The following is a 17239-nucleotide window of genomic DNA, read 5'->3' as shown; positions in this document are numbered from 1 at the left end:
GAAGGGCAGGCGAGGCTGGATCAGGCGTGTGCGATGGGACGGTTCTCGTAGAACGTCTGCAGCACGACGGTCGTGCGCGTGCTGACGGATGCTGCGAGCCGAATGTCGCGGATGAGCGACTCGAGGTCGCGCGGGGTCGCGACCCGCACGAACAGCATGTACGCCGCTTCACCGGCGACAGAGTGGCACGCCTCGATCTCGCTGAGATGCTCGAGCAGCTCGGGCGCATTGTCGGGTTGCCCCGGGTCGAGGGGCGTGATCTCGATGAACGCCGACAGCGACTTTCCGACCGCCTCGGGATCGAGCAGCGCGCGGTAGCCGACGATGACGCCGCGCTGTTCGAGTCGGCGCAGCCGCGCTTGCACCGCCGACACCGACAGCCCCACGGCGTGGGATATCTGGGCGAGAGTGGCGCGCGCATCGAGCGAGACCGCTTCGATGATGCGGAGGTCGACAGCATCTTCCATGCATGGAAGAATACCGGCAGTAGAGCCCATTCGCCGGAATTATTCCGGCATCCGCAGCCAGGAGCGATCGGAGGCATCCATGTCCATGACCCAGCACGCCCGTACCACGCAGGTCGTCGTCGGTGAGCCAGAGGTCGTCGAGGACGCTTCGACACGCTCGGCGACCGGGGTGGGCGCAGCGACCGGGACGGGCGCAGCGGACGGCGTCGAGACCACGACCGCGTGGCTTCGCCTGAAGGATGCCGCGATCGCCCTGCAGGCAGTCCAGGCGAAAGACGGGTCGGTCCCCGCGGCATCCGACCATGCCGACGCCCGTGTCGCCGTCGCAACGATCGTCGAGTCCATCCGCGAGCTCGCGCCGCGGTTCCCGCACGATGCCGACTACCTCGAGGCCAGCGTGCGCGACTTCGAGCGCTGGGCCGGAACCGACTTCGGCGTGCCCGACTTCTACGACTCGCTCGTGGCGTTCCAGCCGCAGCAGCACCGGGTCGACGGCATCCGTCATCTCGTCGTCTTCCCGATGTATACGCAGAACGGGTCGCCGAACCGCTTCGTCGAGGCGCTCATCGTGCAGGCGATCTGGCCGGAGTTCATCGCGCAACTCGAGACGGAGTACACCAACCGACTCTTCGTCTCGCTGCGGCTGATCGACTTCACGCCCGGCTACGACACGAACTCGGCCGTGCTCTTTCCCGAGACCGTGGCCATGCGCGAGATCCCGACGTTCACGTGGGGGGCGATCTTCCAGGATCGCGAGGCGGCGCGGTATCGGCGCGTCGTGCGCGCGGCATCCGAGATCACCAAGCTCGAGCTGCCCGCGGACGCGGCGCGCATGCTCGATGACCAGGATCTCGCCGAGAAGACGTTCGTGATGTGGGACCTCATCCACGACCGCACGCACATGCGCGGCGACCTGCCGTTCGACCCCTTCATGATCAAGCAGCGGATGCCGTACTTCCTCTACTCGCTCGAGGAGCTGAGGTGCGACCTCACGGCGTTCCGCGAGAGCGTCGAGATCGAGAAGCGGCTGAGCGCCCTTCGACAGGCTCAGGGACCGGAAGCACACGCTCAGGGACCGGAGGCACAGGCGCAGGGACCGGAGGCACAGGCCCAGGGACCGGAGGCACAGGCCCAGGGGTCGGGGGCTCTGACCGAGGCTGAGGTCGAGATGCTCGAGCACGCTCGGCTCGTGCAGTACGCCGTCATCTTCGACCGGATCTTCCGGTTCGCGATCACCGGTTCGCGCGTGCGCAACTACGACGGGCTGGGCGGGCAGCTGCTCTTCGCGTGGCTGCACCAGCGCGGCGTGCTGCACTGGACCGACACGGCGCTCGCGTTCGACTGGGACGACGTGCCCGCCGCCGTCGTCGCGCTCGGCGATTCGATCGACGAGCTGTATTGGCGTTCGATCGACCGTCCGAAGACGGCGCACTGGCTCGCAGCGTACGACCTCGTGCGCAGCACGCTGACGCCCAACCCCGCATCGCAGTGGGCACGGGGCTTGCCGGACGACATCCTCGCCGGGCCCCCGAAGGGATACACCGACGCCGTGATGGACGACGAGTTCCCGCTGTCGATGTTCTTCGAGGCCCTCGAGAAGAAGATGCGGCCCGTCATCGAATCGACGACGGGCATCCGGGCGGGCGATGAGTGACGCGGGGGTGCACGGACGCCTCGTCCTGATCGCCGGCGCGACCAGCGACGCCGGCGCCGCGATGACGCGAGCGCTGGCGGCGGCCGGCGCCCGCGTCATCGCGGTGGGACGGGATGCGGAGAAGCTGGCGACCCTTCGACAAGCTCAGGGACCGCGACAAGCTCAGGGACCGCGACAAGCTCAGGGACCGCGACAAGCTCAGGGGCCGGGGGATGCCGCGACCCTTCGACAAGCTCAGGGACCGGGGCAGGCTCAGGGACCGGGGGCGGTGCGGACCGAGGTGTGCGACCTCACCGACGAAGCCGCCGTCGCGGCGCTCGCCGAGCGCGTGCACGACACGGACGGGCCGGTCGACGGCATCGCGCATCTCGTCGGCGGATGGCGCGGGGGCGGGGGCCTGGCGGGGCAGTCCGACGCCGACTACCGGTTCCTCGAACGGTCGTTCACGGCGCTGCGCCACGTCTCGCGCGCGTTCGACGCCGACCTGCGCGCATCCGAGGCGGGACGCCTCGCGATCGTCTCGTCGACCGAGGTCGCCCGACCCCTCGCCGGCGGCGCCAACTATGCGGCGGTGAAAGCCGCGAGCGAGGCGTGGGCGCGCGCCGTCGCGCAGGGCTTCGCGAAGGCGGCGCGCGAGGCGGACGAGCCCTTGCGGGCGGCATCCGTCATCTTCCGCGTGAAGAGCCTGTCCGGCCTCGAAGAAGCGCTCGCGCAGCGATTCACGGACCTGTGGATGACCGACGCCGCCGAGACGAACGACACGATCGTCGATCTCACCGACCCGGCGCTCTGAACCGGCCTCGCGGCTGCGCCGAACTAGATTGGATCCTCGTGACCACGCTGCATGATCCCACCGTCCGCGGATTCGCCTCCGACAACTACTCCGGCATCCATCCCGAGGTGCTCGCGGCGATCGCCGCGGCGAACGACGGGCACCAGGTGGCCTACGGCGAAGACGTCTACACCGAGCGCCTGCAGGCCGTCATGGCGCAGCACTTCGGCGAGGGCGTCGAGGCGTTCCCCGTGTTCAACGGCACCGGCGCGAACGTCGTCGGCCTGCAGTCGATGCTGCCCCGCTGGGGCGCGGTCATCGCGGCGGGCACGGCGCACATCAACGTCGACGAGGGCGGTGCCCCCGAGCGGGTCGCCGGCATCAAGCTGCTCACGGTCCCGACCGACGACGGCAAGCTGACCCCCGACCTCATCGACCGTGAGGCGTGGGGCTGGGGCGACGAGCACCGCGCGCAGCCGCTCGTCGTCTCGATCACGCAGTCGACCGAACTCGGCACGCTGTACACCGTCGACGAGATCCGCGCGATCACCGAGCACGCCCACGCGCTGGGCATGCGCGTGCACCTGGATGGGGCGCGCATCTCGAACGCCGCCGCCTCGCTCGACGCACCCCTGCGCGCCTTCACGCGCGACGCCGGCGTCGACGTGCTGAGCTTCGGGGGCACGAAGAACGGGGCGATGCTCGGCGAAGCCGTCGTCGTGCTCGATCCCGCGGCATCCACCGGTCTCACCTACCTGCGCAAGCTCGACATGCAGCTCGCGTCGAAGATGCGGTTCGTCTCGGCGCAGCTGATCGCGCTGCTGGACGGCGACCTGTGGCTGCGCAACGCGTCGCACTCGAACGCCATGGCGCAGCGCCTGCGCGCGGGCGTCGAGGCGGGACTCTCCGACGGTTCGATCCGCGGCGTCGCGTTCACGCAGCCCACGCAGGCCAACGGCGTCTTCGCGACGCTGCCCGCCGGCGTCGCCGACCGCCTCCGCGAGACATTCCGCTTCTACGACTGGAGCGCCGTCACGGGAGCCGACGGAAAGCCCACGGGTGAGACCGAGGTGCGCTGGATGTGCTCGTTCGACACGACCGAGGCCGACATCGACGCTTTCGTCGCCGCGATCGCACACGAGACGGCGGCAACGGGTGCCGAGCTCGTCACCGACGGCGGCGTCACGGCGGGCTGACCCGCGACGTCAGGCCGGGGCCGCCGTTCAGCGCAGCGCCCCGACGCTCGCCAGCGCCAGGCGGATGAGCGTGCCCCTGCCGCCCTCCATCTCGGCGGCGAGACTGTCGGATGCTGCTTCTTCAGGCGGCATCCACGTCACTTCGAGCGCATCCTGACGCGGCTCGCACGTACCCGTGACGGGCACGACGAACGCGAGCGACACGGCGTGCTGCCGGTCGTCGTGGTACGGGCTCACGCCCGGGATCGGAAAATACTCGGCGACCGTGAACGGTGTCGGCTGCGGCGGCAGGAGCGGGAACGCCATGGGGCCGAGGTCGTCTTCGAGATGCCGGAAGAGGGCGTCGCGCACCGTTTCGCCGTAGCGCACCCGGCCCGACACGATCGTGCGCTTGATCTCGCCGAGCGGCGTCGCCCGCAGCAGGATGCCGACGTCGATGACCTGCCCCATGCCGTCGACGCGCACCGGGATGCCCTCGACATAGAGCATCGGAAGGCGGCGGCGGGACTCGGCGAGTTCGACATCGGAGAGCCAACCCGGGTTCGACACGGCGCCCTGAGAGGAGCCGAACGGCTCGTCGCCTGCCGGTTCGGGGTCGGGGGTGCGCACGGACATGCTTTCTGTATACCTCACGATCACTGGAAAGATGGGCGCATGGCTGAGTTCCCCGCACTCGAGACGCCGGCATTGGATTCCGCGGTCGTGCAGTGGTCGGTTCCGCCCGGCGAGCGCGCCGGTCGTCCGCTGCTCGTGCTGCTGCATGGCTACGGGGCCGATGAGCGCGACCTGTTCGGGCTCGCGGCCTACCTCCCCGATGAGTACGTCATCGCCGCCGTGCGCGCGCCGCTCGCCCCGCCGTGGCCCTCGCCGGGCTATTCGTGGTACCCGATCGAGGGTCTCGACAACCGCGATCCGCGGCGCGTCACCGAGGCGGCATCCCGGTTCATCGAGTGGGTGGATGCCGCGGCCCAGACCGAGACCGTCGGGTTGCTCGGGTTCTCGCAGGGCGCCGCGATCGCCGTGCAGGCGATGCGGCTCGACCCCGCGCGGTTCGCCTTCGCCGTCGCGCTGAGCGGCTACGTCTCCCCCGGCGAACTGCCCCGCGACGAAGAGCTCGCCGAACGGCGACCGCCCGTCTTCTGGGGGCGCGGCACGCACGACGAGGTCATCCCGGAGCCGCTCGTCCTGCACACGACCCAGTGGCTGCCCGACCATGTCGAGCTGAGCGGCCGCGTCTACCCCGGCCTCGCGCACGGGGTGTCCGAGGACGAGATCGCCGACGTGCGGGCATTCCTCGACAAGCAGCTCGAATCGGGCGACGCGTGACGAGCCTCACGGCGCACATCTCGCGGTCGGCGCTGGCCGGGAATGCGGCATCCGCTCTCGCGAACGGCGACGGCGTCGCCGACCTGCGCCGCGACGCGTGGGGGCACGGGCTGCCCCTCGTCGCCGAGGTGCTCGCGGCGGCGGGCGTGCGTGCGGCGGTCGTCGACGAGGCCGATCGCGCCGCCCTGACCGCGGCCGGGCTCACAGCGGTGGCCGAGCCGACGATCGACGGCGCCCTGCTGTTCGGGCTGCCCGGGTCGGGCGGCATGCCCGTGCTGCGGCTGTCGGCCCGCGTGCTGTCGATCAAGTCGCTGCGCCGCGGCGAGGGCGTCTCGTACGGGTACACCCACCGAGCGGCGAGCGACACGCGCGTCGCGCTCGTCGACGGCGGATACGGGCAGGGGCTCCCCCGCGCGATCGGCAACGCGGTGTCGGTCGAGATCGGCGGCGGCCTGCACCCTCTCGTCGGCCGCATCGCGATGGACGTGTGCGTCGTCGACATCGGCGACAGCGCCGTCGGCGTCGGCGTCGGCGACGAGGTCGTGTACTTCGGCGGCTCCCCATCACCGCGAGACTGCAACGGCGCGCCGAGACAGCGGGCTGACCCCGCAGTCTCGGCCTCCCCCTGCAGTCTCGCGGTCAATGGCGGGGTGGCGGGGTGGGCGGTGGCGTCGGGGCTGAGCGCGGCCGAGATCGTCTGCGGCATCGGGCTGCACACCACACGGGTGGATGCCGCATGAGCGGCGCCGTCCTGCGGGTGGACCTCGCCCGGATCCGGGCGAACCTCGACACGCTGCGCGCCCGTGTCGCCCCGGCCGACGTCATGTTCGTCGTGAAGGACGACGCGTACGGGCACGGCGTGGACGCCGTCGTCCGGACCGCCACCGCGGCCGGGATCGACTGGTTCGGCTCGTTCAGCATCGCGACGGGCGTGCGTGTGCGCGCGGCCGCCCCCACCGCGCGCATCTTCGCGTGGGCGACGTCACCCGCCGCCGAGGTCGATGAGGCGATCGATGCGCGACTCGAGCTGGGGGTCGGCGACGCCGGGTATCTCGACCTCGTCGCGACGCGGGCGGCGGGGCGCGGCATCCGCGTGCACCTGAAGATCGACACGGGACTGCACCGCAACGGCGTGCGGCCCGAGGACTGGCCGGCTTTCGTCGCGCGCGCGGCTGCGCTCGAGGCGGCCGGCGACATCGTCGTGACGGGCATCTGGAGCCACATCGCCGAAGCCAGCGACGCCGACGACGACCGCGCCCGCGCGGAGTTCGAGCGCGCCGTCGACCTCGCCCGCGCGGCCGGCCTCACCCCCGGCGTGCGGCACCTCGCGGCGAGCGCCGCGGGTCACGCACGGCCCGAGTTCCGCAACGACCTCGTGCGCTTCGGGGCGTTCGGCTACGGTGTGCGCTCGGCCGACGGCCCCGCGCTGCCGGGCATCGTGCCCGCCGCGGCGCTCGTCGCCCCCGTCGTGCGCCTCGACGGCGACACCGTCGTCGTCGGGCTCGGCGCGCTCGACGGCCTGCCGTCGACGCTCGGCGGTCGCGTCTCGGTGGGCACTCCGGCCGGTGCGCGCGCGCTGCGTCGCGTCGACCTCGCCGAGAGCGCCGTAGAGGCGTGGCCCGACGCGCAGGTCGGCGACGAGGTCACGTTCTTCGGTCCCGGGGCGCACGGCGAATCCGACCCGACGACGCTCGGCGAGGCGATCGACACGGTCGGCGAAGAGGTCCTCGTGCGCGTCTCGCCGCTCGTGCCCCGCGAGTACTCGGGCTGAGCCTCGTGGACGCCGGGGTGCGGCATCCGGTATCGTGTCGGGCGCTTCTGTCCCGAGTGTGAGGAAGTCCGTTGAAGAGAATCGACGCGCCCGCGCTGTAATCGCGCCGCATCCGTCGTCCTTCGACGCAGCCACGGCTGCTCAGGACCGACCGTCGGCGCCCCTTCCTTCGCGCTGACCGTCGATCCTCCGCCCTGCACCCGGCTCCGCCGTGCGTGCTGCGCCGGTGTCGCGCGTCCGCGCACCCGACGCGAACGGAGCCGCATGCCTGCTCACACCCTCACCCCCTCTCTCATCCTGGACCGCGTCTCGTACGCCTGGCCCGACGGCACGATCGCTCTCAGCGAGGTGTCCGGCGCGTTCGGCTCGGGCCGCACCGGGCTGGTCGGCCGCAACGGCTCGGGCAAGTCGACACTGCTGCGGCTCATCGCCGGCGAGTTGACGCCCGACAGCGGGCACATCACCAGAACCGCGGATGCCGCATACCTTCCGCAGCGCCTCACGCTCGATGTCGCGCGCCCCGTCGCCGATCTGCTCGGTGTGGGCGACGCGCTGCGCGGGCTGCGGGCGCTCGAGTCCGGCGACCCCGACCCGCGGCACTTCGCCGCCGTCGGCGACGCGTGGGACGTCGAGGCGCGCGCCCACGTCGCCCTCGCCGAGGCCGGGCTCGCACCGACCATGCTCGACCGGCACGTCGGCGAGCTGTCGGGCGGCGAGGCCGTGCTCACCGCGATCGCCGGCATCCGCCTCGCGGCGGCGCCCATCGTGCTGCTCGACGAGCCGACCAACAACCTCGACCGCGACGCACGGGCGCGGCTGTACGACATGGTGGGCGCGTGGCGCGGTGCCCTCGTCGTCGTCAGTCACGACACGACGCTGCTCGACCTCATGGACGACACCGCGGAGCTGTATGCCGGCGAGCTGTCGGTGTTCGGCGGCCCGTACTCCGCGTGGCGAGCGTGGCTCGACGCGGAGCAGGATGCCGCGCGTCAGGCGGAGCGCGCGGCCGCGCAGGCCGTCCGCCGCGAGAAGCGCGAGCGCATCGAAGCCGAGACGACGATCGCCCGGCGGCAGCAGGTCGGGCACAAGGCGTACGCCGAGAAGCGGCTGCCGAAGATCATCATGAACGCGCGCAAGCGCGAGGCTCAGGTGTCCGCCGGCAAGCTCCGCGGAGAGAAGGCCGAGAGCGAGGCCGCGGCGCGCGACGTCCTCGACGCCGCCGAGCGGCGCGTGCGCGACGATGACGCGGTCGTGATCGATCTGCCCGATCCCGGTGTCGCGGCGGCGCGCCGCATCGCGACGCTCGGCGACGGCGACCGCGCCTGGATCGTGCAGGGACCCGAGCGCGTCGCCCTCACCGGCCCGAACGGGAGCGGCAAGACGACGCTGCTCGAGCGGCTGGTCGGGTCTTCCTCGTCTCACACCGGCGCGCTCGGCGAGATCCGGGCGGAGCTGCACACCGATCGCGTGGGCTACCTGCCGCAGCGCGTGGACGGACTCGACGAGGCGGCATCCGTCCTCGAGAACGTCGCGGCGGTCGCTCCCGGGATCGGCACGGTCGAACTGCGCAACAGGCTCGCCCGCTTCCTCATCCGCGGCGCCGCCGTCGACCGACCGGTCTCGGCACTGTCGGGGGGCGAACGGTTCCGGGTCGCGCTGGCGCGACTGCTGCTGGCCGACCCGTCACCGCAGCTGCTCGTCTTCGACGAGCCGACGAACAACCTCGACCTCGACACGGTCGACCGGTTCGTCGCGGCGCTGTCCGCCTATCGCGGCGCCGTGCTCGTCGTGAGCCACGATGACGCGTTCCTCGACCGGATGGGTGTCGATCTCACGCTCGAGCTGTCGCGCGATGGGACGCTGTGCGAGCGCTGACCCCGGTGGCGCCCTCCCCGGCACGTTCCGGGCCCGATGTCGGCGACAGCGACGAAGATGGAGGGATGAGCGACGTGCTCGAGCGCTTCGGCCCCGCAACCCAGGACTGGTTCCGCGGCGCCTTCGCCGCGCCGACCGACGCCCAGGCGGGTGCCTGGCGGGCGGTGTCGGCCGGAAAGCACGCGCTCGTCGTCGCGCCGACCGGTTCGGGCAAGACGCTCGCGGCGTTCCTGTGGGCGATCGACCGGGTCTTCCGCGAGAAGGATGCCGCGCCCCCGCCCGCTGCCCCGCGCCGCCGCCGTGCCGAGCCGGCGCCCGGCACGCGCATCCTGTACATCTCACCGCTCAAGGCGCTCGGCGTCGACGTCGAGCGCAACCTGCGCTCGCCCCTCGTCGGCATCGACCAGTCCGCGCGGCGCCTGGGCATCGCGGTGCCGGGCGTCTCGGTGGGCGTGCGGTCGGGTGACACGACGTCGTCGGATCGCCGCAAGCTCGTCACGGCGCCCCCCGACATCCTCATCACGACCCCCGAGTCGCTCTACCTGATGCTGACGAGCCAGGCGCGCGAGACGCTGCGCGACGTGCACACCGTCATCATCGACGAGGTCCACGCCGTCGCGGCGACGAAGCGGGGCGCGCACCTGGCCGTGAGCCTCGAGCGCCTCGATGCTCTGCGCCGGGCGCACGATCCGCAGGCCAACGCTGCGCAGCGCATCGGGCTGTCGGCGACGGTGCGGCCGATCGACGAGGTCGCGCGGTTCCTCGGGGGTTCCTCGCCCGTCGAGATCGTCGCACCGCGCGCGACGAAGGCGTTCGACATGTCGGTCGTCGTGCCGATCGAGGACATGCTCAATCCGCCGCCCCCGCCCGGCGCCCCGGAGCCGGGCGGCGAAGACGCCGACTGGTTCGCCGAGGGCGGCCAGACCGAAGTGACCGGATCGGTGTGGCCGCATGTCGAAGAAGCCATCGTCGACCGCATCCTGCAGCACCGGTCCACGATCGTCTTCGTGAACTCGCGCCGGCTCGGCGAGCGCCTCACGGGCCGTCTCAACGAGATCTACTCCGAACGCCTGGGACTCGACCTGCCCGAGCCGACCGTCCCCGCGGCGACGGGGGCCCAGGCGGGCACCTCGGGCGGCGCCGACCCCGTGCTCGCGAAAGCGCACCACGGGTCGGTGTCGAAGGAGCAGCGCGCGCAGGTCGAAGAAGAGCTCAAGAGCGGCGCCCTGCGCTGCGTCGTGGCGACGAGCAGCCTCGAGCTCGGCATCGACATGGGCGCGGTCGACCTCGTTATCCAGGTCGAGGCCCCACCCAGTGCAGCATCCGGTCTCCAGCGCATCGGGCGTGCCGGCCACCAGGTGGGCGAGGTCAGCCGTGCGGCCCTGTTCCCCAAGCATCGCGCCGACGTCCTGCACACCGCGATCGTCACAGAGCGGATGCTGGCGGGCCAGATCGAGTCGATATCGATCCCGCAGAATCCGCTCGACATCCTCGCGCAGCAGACGGTGGCGGCGAGCGCGCTCGAGCCGCTCGATGTCGAGGAGTGGTACGACACGCTCAAGCGCTCGGCGCCCTTCCGGTCGCTGCCGCGGTCGGCCTACGAGGCGACGCTCGACCTGCTCGCGGGGCGATTCCCCTCCGACGAGTTCGCCGAGCTGCGGCCGCGTCTGGTCTGGGATCGCGACCGCGGCACACTCACCGGCAGGCCCGGATCGCAGCGCATCGCCGTCACGAGCGGCGGCACGATCCCCGACCGCGGGCTCTTCGGCGTCTTCATCGCGGGCGAGTCGCAGAACGCGCGCGTCGGCGAGCTCGACGAAGAGATGGTCTACGAGTCCCGCGTCAACGACGTCTTCACGCTCGGCACGACCAGCTGGCGCATCGTCGAGATCACGCACGACCGGGTCAATGTAGTACCGGCGTTCGGGCAGCCCGGAAAGCTGCCGTTCTGGCACGGCGACGGGCTCGGCCGGCCCGCCGAGCTCGGCGAGGCCCTCGGAAAGTTCTCGCGCGAGCTGTCGACCGTCGACCCAGAGAAGGCCCGTGCGCGGCTCGACGACGCGGGGCTCGACAACCTCGCGCAGGGCAACCTGCTGGCCTATCTCGCCGAGCAGCGCGAAGCGACAGGCACGTTGCCGACCGACCGTTCGCTGACGGTTGAGCGCGGCCGCGACGAAGTCGGGGACTGGCGTGTCATCCTGCATTCCCCATACGGCATGAAGGTGCACGCACCGTGGGCTCTCGCCGTCAACGCTCGGATCCGCGAGCGCCTCGGCGTCGAGGGCTCGGCGGTCGCGAGCGACGACGGCGTCATCGCCCGGGTTCCGGATGCCACGGCCGAACCGCCCGGTGCCGAGCTGTTCGTGTTCGAGCCCGACGAGCTCGAACAGCTCGTCACCGACGAGGTCGGCGGATCGGCGCTGTTCGCCTCGCGCTTCCGCGAGTGCGCCGCACGCGCCCTGCTGCTGCCGCGTCGCAATCCCGGGCGACGCAGTCCCCTGTGGCAGCAGCGCCAGCGCTCGGCCCAGCTGCTCGAAGTCGCCCGGCGCTACCCGACCTTCCCGATCATCCTCGAGACGCTGCGCGAAGTGCTGCAGGACGTCTACGACCTCCCCGCGCTGCTGCGCGTCGCGCGCGGCATCGGCGATCGCCGCATCCGTCTGGTCGAGACGGAGCCGGCCCAGCCCTCGCCGTACGCGCGCGATCTGCTGTTCGGCTACGTCGGCGCGTTCATGTACGAGGGCGACTCTCCCCTCGCCGAGCGGCGTGCCGCGGCTCTCTCGGTCGATCCGGCGCTGCTGGGCGAGCTGCTCGGCAAGGTCGAGATGCGCGAGCTGCTCGACCCCGACATCATCGCCCAGTTCGTGCTCGAAGCGCAGCGGCTCGACCCCGAGCGCCGTGCCCGGGGGATCGAGGGAGTCGCCGACCTGCTGCGACTGCTCGGACCGCTCGACGCCGACGAGACCGCCCTGCGCGTGCAGAACCCCGAGACGCCGACCGACGAAGAGGCGACGCCGGGACCGGCCACGGTCGACGGGGCAGCGGCCCTGCTCGACGAGCTGGTCGACGCTCGACGGGCGATCCGGGTGACCATCGCGGGCATCGCCCGCTACGCCGCGATCGAAGACGCCGGGCGCCTGCGCGATGCGCTCGGGGTCGCTCTTCCCGTCGGCATCCCGACGGCCTTCCTCGAACCGCTGCCCGACCCGCTCGGCGACCTGATCGCACGCTTCGCTCGCACCCACGGCCCGTTCACCGCGGATGCCGCAGCCCGGCGGCTCGGCATCGGCTCGGCCGTCGCCCGCCTCACGCTGCAGCGGCTCGAGTCGCAGGGCCGGGTCACGAGCGGGTACTTCCTTCCCGAGGCCTCGGCGGAGGCGAGGATCGAGGCCGCCGGAGACGACCTCGAGTGGTGCGACGTGGGCGTGCTCCGACGTCTGCGGATGCGCTCGCTCGCCGCCATCCGCGGAAGCGTCGAGCCCGTGCCGCCCGACGCGTTCGCGCGGTTCCTTCCCGTGTGGCAGCACGTCGCCCGTCCCCTCGAGGGCGTCGACGGCGTCGCCGCCGTCGTCGAGCAGCTCGCGGGCGTGCCGATCCCCGCCAGTGCGTGGGAGTCGCTCATCCTGCCGGCCCGCGTCTCCGACTACACGCCCACGATGCTCGACGAGCTCACCTCCTCGGGCGAAGTCGTCTGGTCCGGCCACGGCACGCTGCCGGGTCGCGACGGCTGGATCGCGCTGCACCCCGCGGATGCCGCATCCCTGACTCTCGCCCTTCCCGAAGACGATGTCGCCCCCGGGTCGCTCGAAGATCAGCTGCTGCACGCTCTCTCGGGGGGCGGGGCGTACTTCGCCGGCCAGCTCACGCAGCGCACGGGGGCTGCCAACGAGCAGTCGGTCATCGACGCGCTGTGGAGCCTCACGTGGGCGGGGCGCATCACGAACGACACGTTCTCGCCGGTGCGCACGCTCCTGGGCGGTGGTGCGCAGACCCACCGGGTCGCGCGCCGGGCACCGCGTGCGCGCCTCTACCGGGGGGCGGCCTCGCGCACGCTCGCGACATCCGTGCCGCCGCGGCCCCCCGCCCTCGGCGGTCGATGGTCTCTGCTGCCCGGCGCCGAGGCGGATCCGACGCTGCGGGCCACCGCGACCGCGAGCCTGCTGCTCGACCGGTACGGGGTCGTCACGCGCGGGTCGGTGCAGTCCGAGGGGGTGCCGGGCGGGTTCGCGCAGGTGTACCGCGTGCTGGCCGGTTTCGAAGAGGCGGGGCACTGCCGGCGGGGATACGTCATCGAGAAGCTCGGCGCCGCGCAGTTCGCCGCCTCGGCGACCGTCGATCGGCTGCGCGAGTTCGCCGGGTTGTCCGACCCTCCGCCTCTGCGGGCCATCGCGCTCGCGGCGACCGATCCGGCGAACCCGTACGGAGCGGCGCTCGCGTGGCCCGCGCTCGAGGGGGTTTCGCATCGTCCCGGACGCAAAGCCGGCGCGCTCGTCGTGCTCGTCGACGGTGCGCTCGCGCTCTATCTCGAACGCGGCGGCAAGTCGGCATTGGCGTTCACCGGCGACGAGCAGGCGCTGGCGGCCGCGACCCGCGAGCTCGCGGCGACGGCGCGGGCGCGCCGGCTCGAGACTCTGACGATCGAGCAGGTCAACGGTGCGCTCGTGTTCGGCACGACGGTGGGCCGTCTGCTGCGCGAGGCGGGTTTCGTCGAGTCCCCCCGGGGGCTGACGCTGCGCCGCCTCACGGCGGGCGACGCCGCACGGCAGGCGACGCGTGCCTGAGGGCGACACCGTCTTCCGCGCGGCGCGACGGTTGAACGATGTGCTCGCCGGTGCCGAAGTGACGCGCTTCGAGCTGCGCGTACCGCAGGCCGCGACGATCGACCTCTCGGGGCTGACGGTGCACGGGGTCGTCCCGCGGGGAAAGCACCTGCTGCACCGCATCGGCCCCTGGACGCTTCACTCGCACCTGAAGATGGAAGGCGAGTGGCACGTGTACCGCCGTGGCGAGCGCTGGCGCGCACCCGGCTTCCGCGCGCGGGCCGTGGTCGGCACCGCCGGGTATGAGACGGTCGGATTCGACCTCGCCGAGATCGAGGTCGTGCCGACGGCGCGCGAAGACGATCTCATCGGCTATCTCGGCCCCGACCCGCTTTCGGCCGAGTGGAATCCCGTCGAGGCGGCACGGCGGGTGCAGGCCGACTCTCGTCCGGTGCACGTCGCGATCCTCGACCAGCGAAACGTCGCCGGTTTCGGCAACGTGTACGCGAACGAGATGCTGTTCGTCCGCGGCATCCTGCCGATGACCCCGGCGAACGAGACAGATGCCGCTGCGCTCATCGACACGGGCGTCCGCATGTTGCGCGCGAATCGCGACCGCTCCGCGCGCACCTTCACGGGCGACGCGCGCCCCGGGCGCCGCACCTGGGTGTACCGGCGCGAGAACTCCCCGTGCCGCCGCTGCGGCACCGCGATCCTCGCTACGACGCTAGGCGCCGACGCGCCCCGCGAGCGCAACGTGTTCTGGTGCCCCGTCTGCCAGACCTGAGCATCGTCGGAATGGTCCGCGCGGCATACGCCAGCCGTGCCCGAGCATTGCTCGCCTGTCAGGCATCGCGACCCTCGTCAATCGCCGCCCGTCCAGACAGCCAACGCCCGCCCAGTCAGTCGCCCTCCGTCCAAACAGCCATCGCTCGACCCGCAGCGCAACGTCTTCTGGTGCCCCGTCTGCCCGACCTGAACATCGTCGGAAGGATCCGCATCGTATACGCCAGCCGTGCCCGCGCATCGCTCGACCTGTCAGGCATCGCTCGCCCTGTCAGTCGCCGCCCGTCCAGACAGCCATCGCCTGCCCAGTCAGTCGCCCTCCGTCCAAACAGCCATCGCTCGATCCGCAGCGCAACGTCTTCTGGTGCCCCGTCTGCCAGACCTGAACATCGTCGGAGCAAACTGCGTCGCATACGCCGCCGTGCCCGCGCACCCCTCGCCCTGTCACGCATCGCCTGCCCCGTCCGTCGCCGCCCGTCCAGACAACCACCGCTCGACCCGTCCGTCGCCGGGCGAGCCCCCAGAGCGTGTTGCCACTTCCTGCGGGGGCTCTCGTCGCCGGTGACGTCGAAGGGCCATCGTGGATGACCAGTTGTTTCCGGCAAGAAGCACAGCAGAGATCCCACGATGACCCACAACCAGGTCTGTCCCGACGACTCCGCTCGGTGAAGTCCTCGCCGATCCCGATCCCGATCCGGATCCCGACCTCGCCCACCCCGGCGCGTTCCGGCGGACGCTGCAGGCCGGGTTGCAGAACCTGACCAACGCGGAAGCGAAGTCGGTGCCGCCAGACACCGCCCATCGCCCTGCCGAATCACGGCGCCATCCGCGCTACGCCGCCTCTCGCCAGCCAGTCCGTTCGGGTGGCGGATCCCAGAGCCATCGCAGCGCCGATCTCGATCGGAGCGGTATCGGTTCGCCCGCGATACCCGGTGGAAGATGCAGAACGAAGCCGCCATCAGCTCGTCCGATACGCCATCCGCCGTTGTGCAGGTTCAGATGGTGGAAGCGACAGAGCAGTACACCCGACGTGCAGTCGGTCCGGCCACCGTCGGCCCAGTGCTCGCAATGATGCGCCTCACAGTAGGCGGGAGGCCTGTCGCATCCGGGCCACAAGCACCCTCCGTCTCGCACGGCGAGCGCGATCCGCTGCTTCCGGGTGAACAGGCGTGCTTCGCGGCCGACATCCAGCGGGTTGCCGGAGGTGTCGACGGTCAGATTCACGGATCCATTCACGCAGAGCGCCCGATCGAGCACCGATCCGGGGAGCGTGAGGAGTCCGTCCTCGGTGTGAGCAGTCGTGCGCAGTCGGTCGAAGGCATCACGCTGGGACGCGTCACCCGACACGGCATCCTGGATCGCGACGAGGCGCACGCCGGCTTCTTTCACGCCGAAGACGTCGTCGGCGTTGGCCAGCGCTCCAGCGCGGAGGACATCGGTGAACAAGTCATAGGCGAGCTGCTCGTTCGTGCGCGGATCGGTGACGAGTGCGTCGGCCGCGGCCTTCTCATCTGCCGCGACGAAGCGCGGGCCACCGCGGCGGGGCGACAGCGCAGCATCCATCACGCCACGCACCCACTCGCCCATCTCGTCGTCGAACGTTATGTGCGCCTGCCGCTGGCCGTCGGACGTCGTCGACCACCGGAACGATCGCTTGGCGTACCTCGCGGCGAAGCGCTCCTCGGCGCCGGCCGGATCGAGCATGTCTCGCAGCGACCGAGCACGGGCGCCGAGGTCTTCGACCGTGCACTCGGCGGCTTCGAGTGCGAGCTCGCGCGCCGCCGCCCGCCACACGTCAACCACCGCTGCGCAGTCGCGACCATCGATCTGCGGGGGCTCGCCGAGACCACCTCGGATCGCATGGTGCTGCGCGGTGGAGAGCAGCCCGCCCAGCAGTGCGTCGCTCAGCGGCTGATGCCACGACGGAGTGGCGGGTGCGGCATCCGGATCGGGAGCATCAGTCGAGTCGCCCGGCACTCCGGCCCCGTCGAGCAGGGCCTCGCCGACCTTGACGGCGCGGATCGCCTCGCCGCGCGTCGTGCCGGTCAGGTCGCGGATGAACTCCACCGCGTTACGATGCCCGGTCTCTTGCGTGAAGCCCTTGTGCCCTCGTTCGCGCCCGGACCGCGCAGAGGCGATGCCTGCCAGGATCGATTGCAGAGTGGTCGCCTGCTTGATGAGTCCTGTCGCCTCGGAGAGCAGGTCGCGCACGGAAGAATCGCTGAGTTGGGTCGCGGATGCCGGCAGCTCGGCAGTGGCCACATCGAGCTCCGCGAACACGGCGAGCCTTTCGACCCTGTCGCGAAGATCTTCGAGGAAGCTCATGCCACAAGTATGACCACACCCTCCGACATTCGAAGCGGTGTTCCCATGCATTGTGGATAACTCCTCGAGCGGCGCCGGTGTGGACGAAGTCGGCAGCGGCGTGAAACCCCACCGTTATCTGCACGCGCCGACGCGACTTCACCAGCTGTTCGTCGACCATCGGCCCCCCCCTTCTATCGAGAGGAGGCCGAGAGGCATCAGCACCCGCTGGAGCCGCCCTGGCACAAACACCCCAGGGTGACCACGCGTGACGGGTGCTCGAGACCCGTCATCCGCCGCCGCACACATCGGTCGGCAAATCGCCCAG

General features: G+C 71.4%; 12 protein-coding genes. 9 read left to right on the top strand and 3 right to left on the bottom strand.

All coding sequences use genetic code 11. The features are described from left to right. Positions 1-20: 20 nt before the first annotated feature. The gene (locus ACWIBS_RS12750) at positions 21-467 is read right to left on the bottom strand and encodes an Lrp/AsnC family transcriptional regulator (protein WP_376131455.1); all 447 of its coding nucleotides are present in this window, start codon (positions 465-467) and stop codon (positions 21-23) included. A gap of 79 nt (positions 468-546) precedes the next feature. On the opposite strand from ACWIBS_RS12750, the gene ACWIBS_RS12745 reads away from it, so the two are divergent. Genes ACWIBS_RS12745 through ACWIBS_RS12735 form a run of 3 tightly spaced genes read left to right on the top strand, consistent with a single transcriptional unit; the run spans position 547 to position 4089 of the window. Continuing rightward, positions 547-2121, top strand: a complete 1575-nt coding sequence (locus tag ACWIBS_RS12745; RefSeq protein WP_376131452.1) for a DUF6421 family protein — start codon at positions 547-549, stop codon at positions 2119-2121. After that, on the top strand, positions 2114-2914 hold the full coding sequence (locus tag ACWIBS_RS12740) for an SDR family NAD(P)-dependent oxidoreductase (RefSeq protein WP_454137027.1): 801 nt from the start codon (positions 2114-2116) through the stop codon (positions 2912-2914). Before ACWIBS_RS12745 ends, ACWIBS_RS12740 begins: the two co-directional genes overlap by 8 nt. A gap of 38 nt (positions 2915-2952) precedes the next feature. Beyond that, positions 2953-4089: a threonine aldolase family protein gene (locus ACWIBS_RS12735; RefSeq protein WP_376130892.1), complete on the top strand. Its 1137-nt coding sequence runs from the start codon at positions 2953-2955 to the stop codon at positions 4087-4089. A gap of 27 nt (positions 4090-4116) precedes the next feature. On the opposite strand, the gene ACWIBS_RS12730 is transcribed toward ACWIBS_RS12735, so the two are convergent. Beyond that, positions 4117-4704, bottom strand: a complete 588-nt coding sequence (locus ACWIBS_RS12730) for an NUDIX hydrolase family protein (RefSeq protein WP_376130895.1) — start codon at positions 4702-4704, stop codon at positions 4117-4119. 39 nt (positions 4705-4743) lie between these two features. Here ACWIBS_RS12730 and ACWIBS_RS12725 point away from each other — a divergent pair, with 39 nt between their 5' ends. From ACWIBS_RS12725 to ACWIBS_RS12700, 6 genes are all read left to right on the top strand, one after another. Continuing rightward, positions 4744-5415 carry an alpha/beta hydrolase gene (locus ACWIBS_RS12725; protein ID WP_376130898.1) on the top strand — a complete coding sequence of 224 codons (672 nt, stop codon included), beginning with the start codon at positions 4744-4746 and terminating at the stop codon, positions 5413-5415. Next, positions 5412-6155, top strand: a complete 744-nt coding sequence (locus ACWIBS_RS12720) for an alanine racemase (protein WP_376130901.1) — start codon at positions 5412-5414, stop codon at positions 6153-6155. Before ACWIBS_RS12725 ends, ACWIBS_RS12720 begins: the two co-directional genes overlap by 4 nt. After that, positions 6152-7186 (top strand): alanine racemase, encoded by a 1035-nt coding sequence (locus tag ACWIBS_RS12715; protein ID WP_376130903.1) that lies wholly within the window; start codon positions 6152-6154, stop codon positions 7184-7186. The genes ACWIBS_RS12720 and ACWIBS_RS12715 overlap by 4 nt, the downstream gene beginning before the upstream one ends. Positions 7187-7450: 264 nt before the next feature. Then, on the top strand, positions 7451-9061 hold the full coding sequence (locus ACWIBS_RS12710; RefSeq protein ID WP_376130906.1) for an ABC-F family ATP-binding cassette domain-containing protein: 1611 nt from the start codon (positions 7451-7453) through the stop codon (positions 9059-9061). A 65-nt stretch (positions 9062-9126) separates the two neighbouring features. Further along, positions 9127-13842 carry an ATP-dependent helicase gene (locus ACWIBS_RS12705; protein WP_376130909.1) on the top strand — a complete coding sequence of 1572 codons (4716 nt, stop codon included), beginning with the start codon at positions 9127-9129 and terminating at the stop codon, positions 13840-13842. Next, on the top strand, positions 13835-14608 hold the full coding sequence (locus ACWIBS_RS12700; protein WP_376130912.1) for a DNA-formamidopyrimidine glycosylase family protein: 774 nt from the start codon (positions 13835-13837) through the stop codon (positions 14606-14608). Before ACWIBS_RS12705 ends, ACWIBS_RS12700 begins: the two co-directional genes overlap by 8 nt. Positions 14609-15438: 830 nt before the next feature. Here ACWIBS_RS12700 and ACWIBS_RS12695 read toward each other — a convergent pair. Then, entirely contained in the window at positions 15439-16932 is a 1494-nt protein-coding gene (locus ACWIBS_RS12695; protein WP_376130914.1) for an HNH endonuclease signature motif containing protein, read from the bottom strand. Positions 16933-17239: the final 307 nt, after the last annotated feature.

Source organism: Microbacterium sp. NPDC055442 (assembly GCF_053644215.1).
The sequence above is the reverse complement of the archived record's forward strand: the minus strand, read 5'-3'. Positions and strand labels throughout refer to the sequence as shown.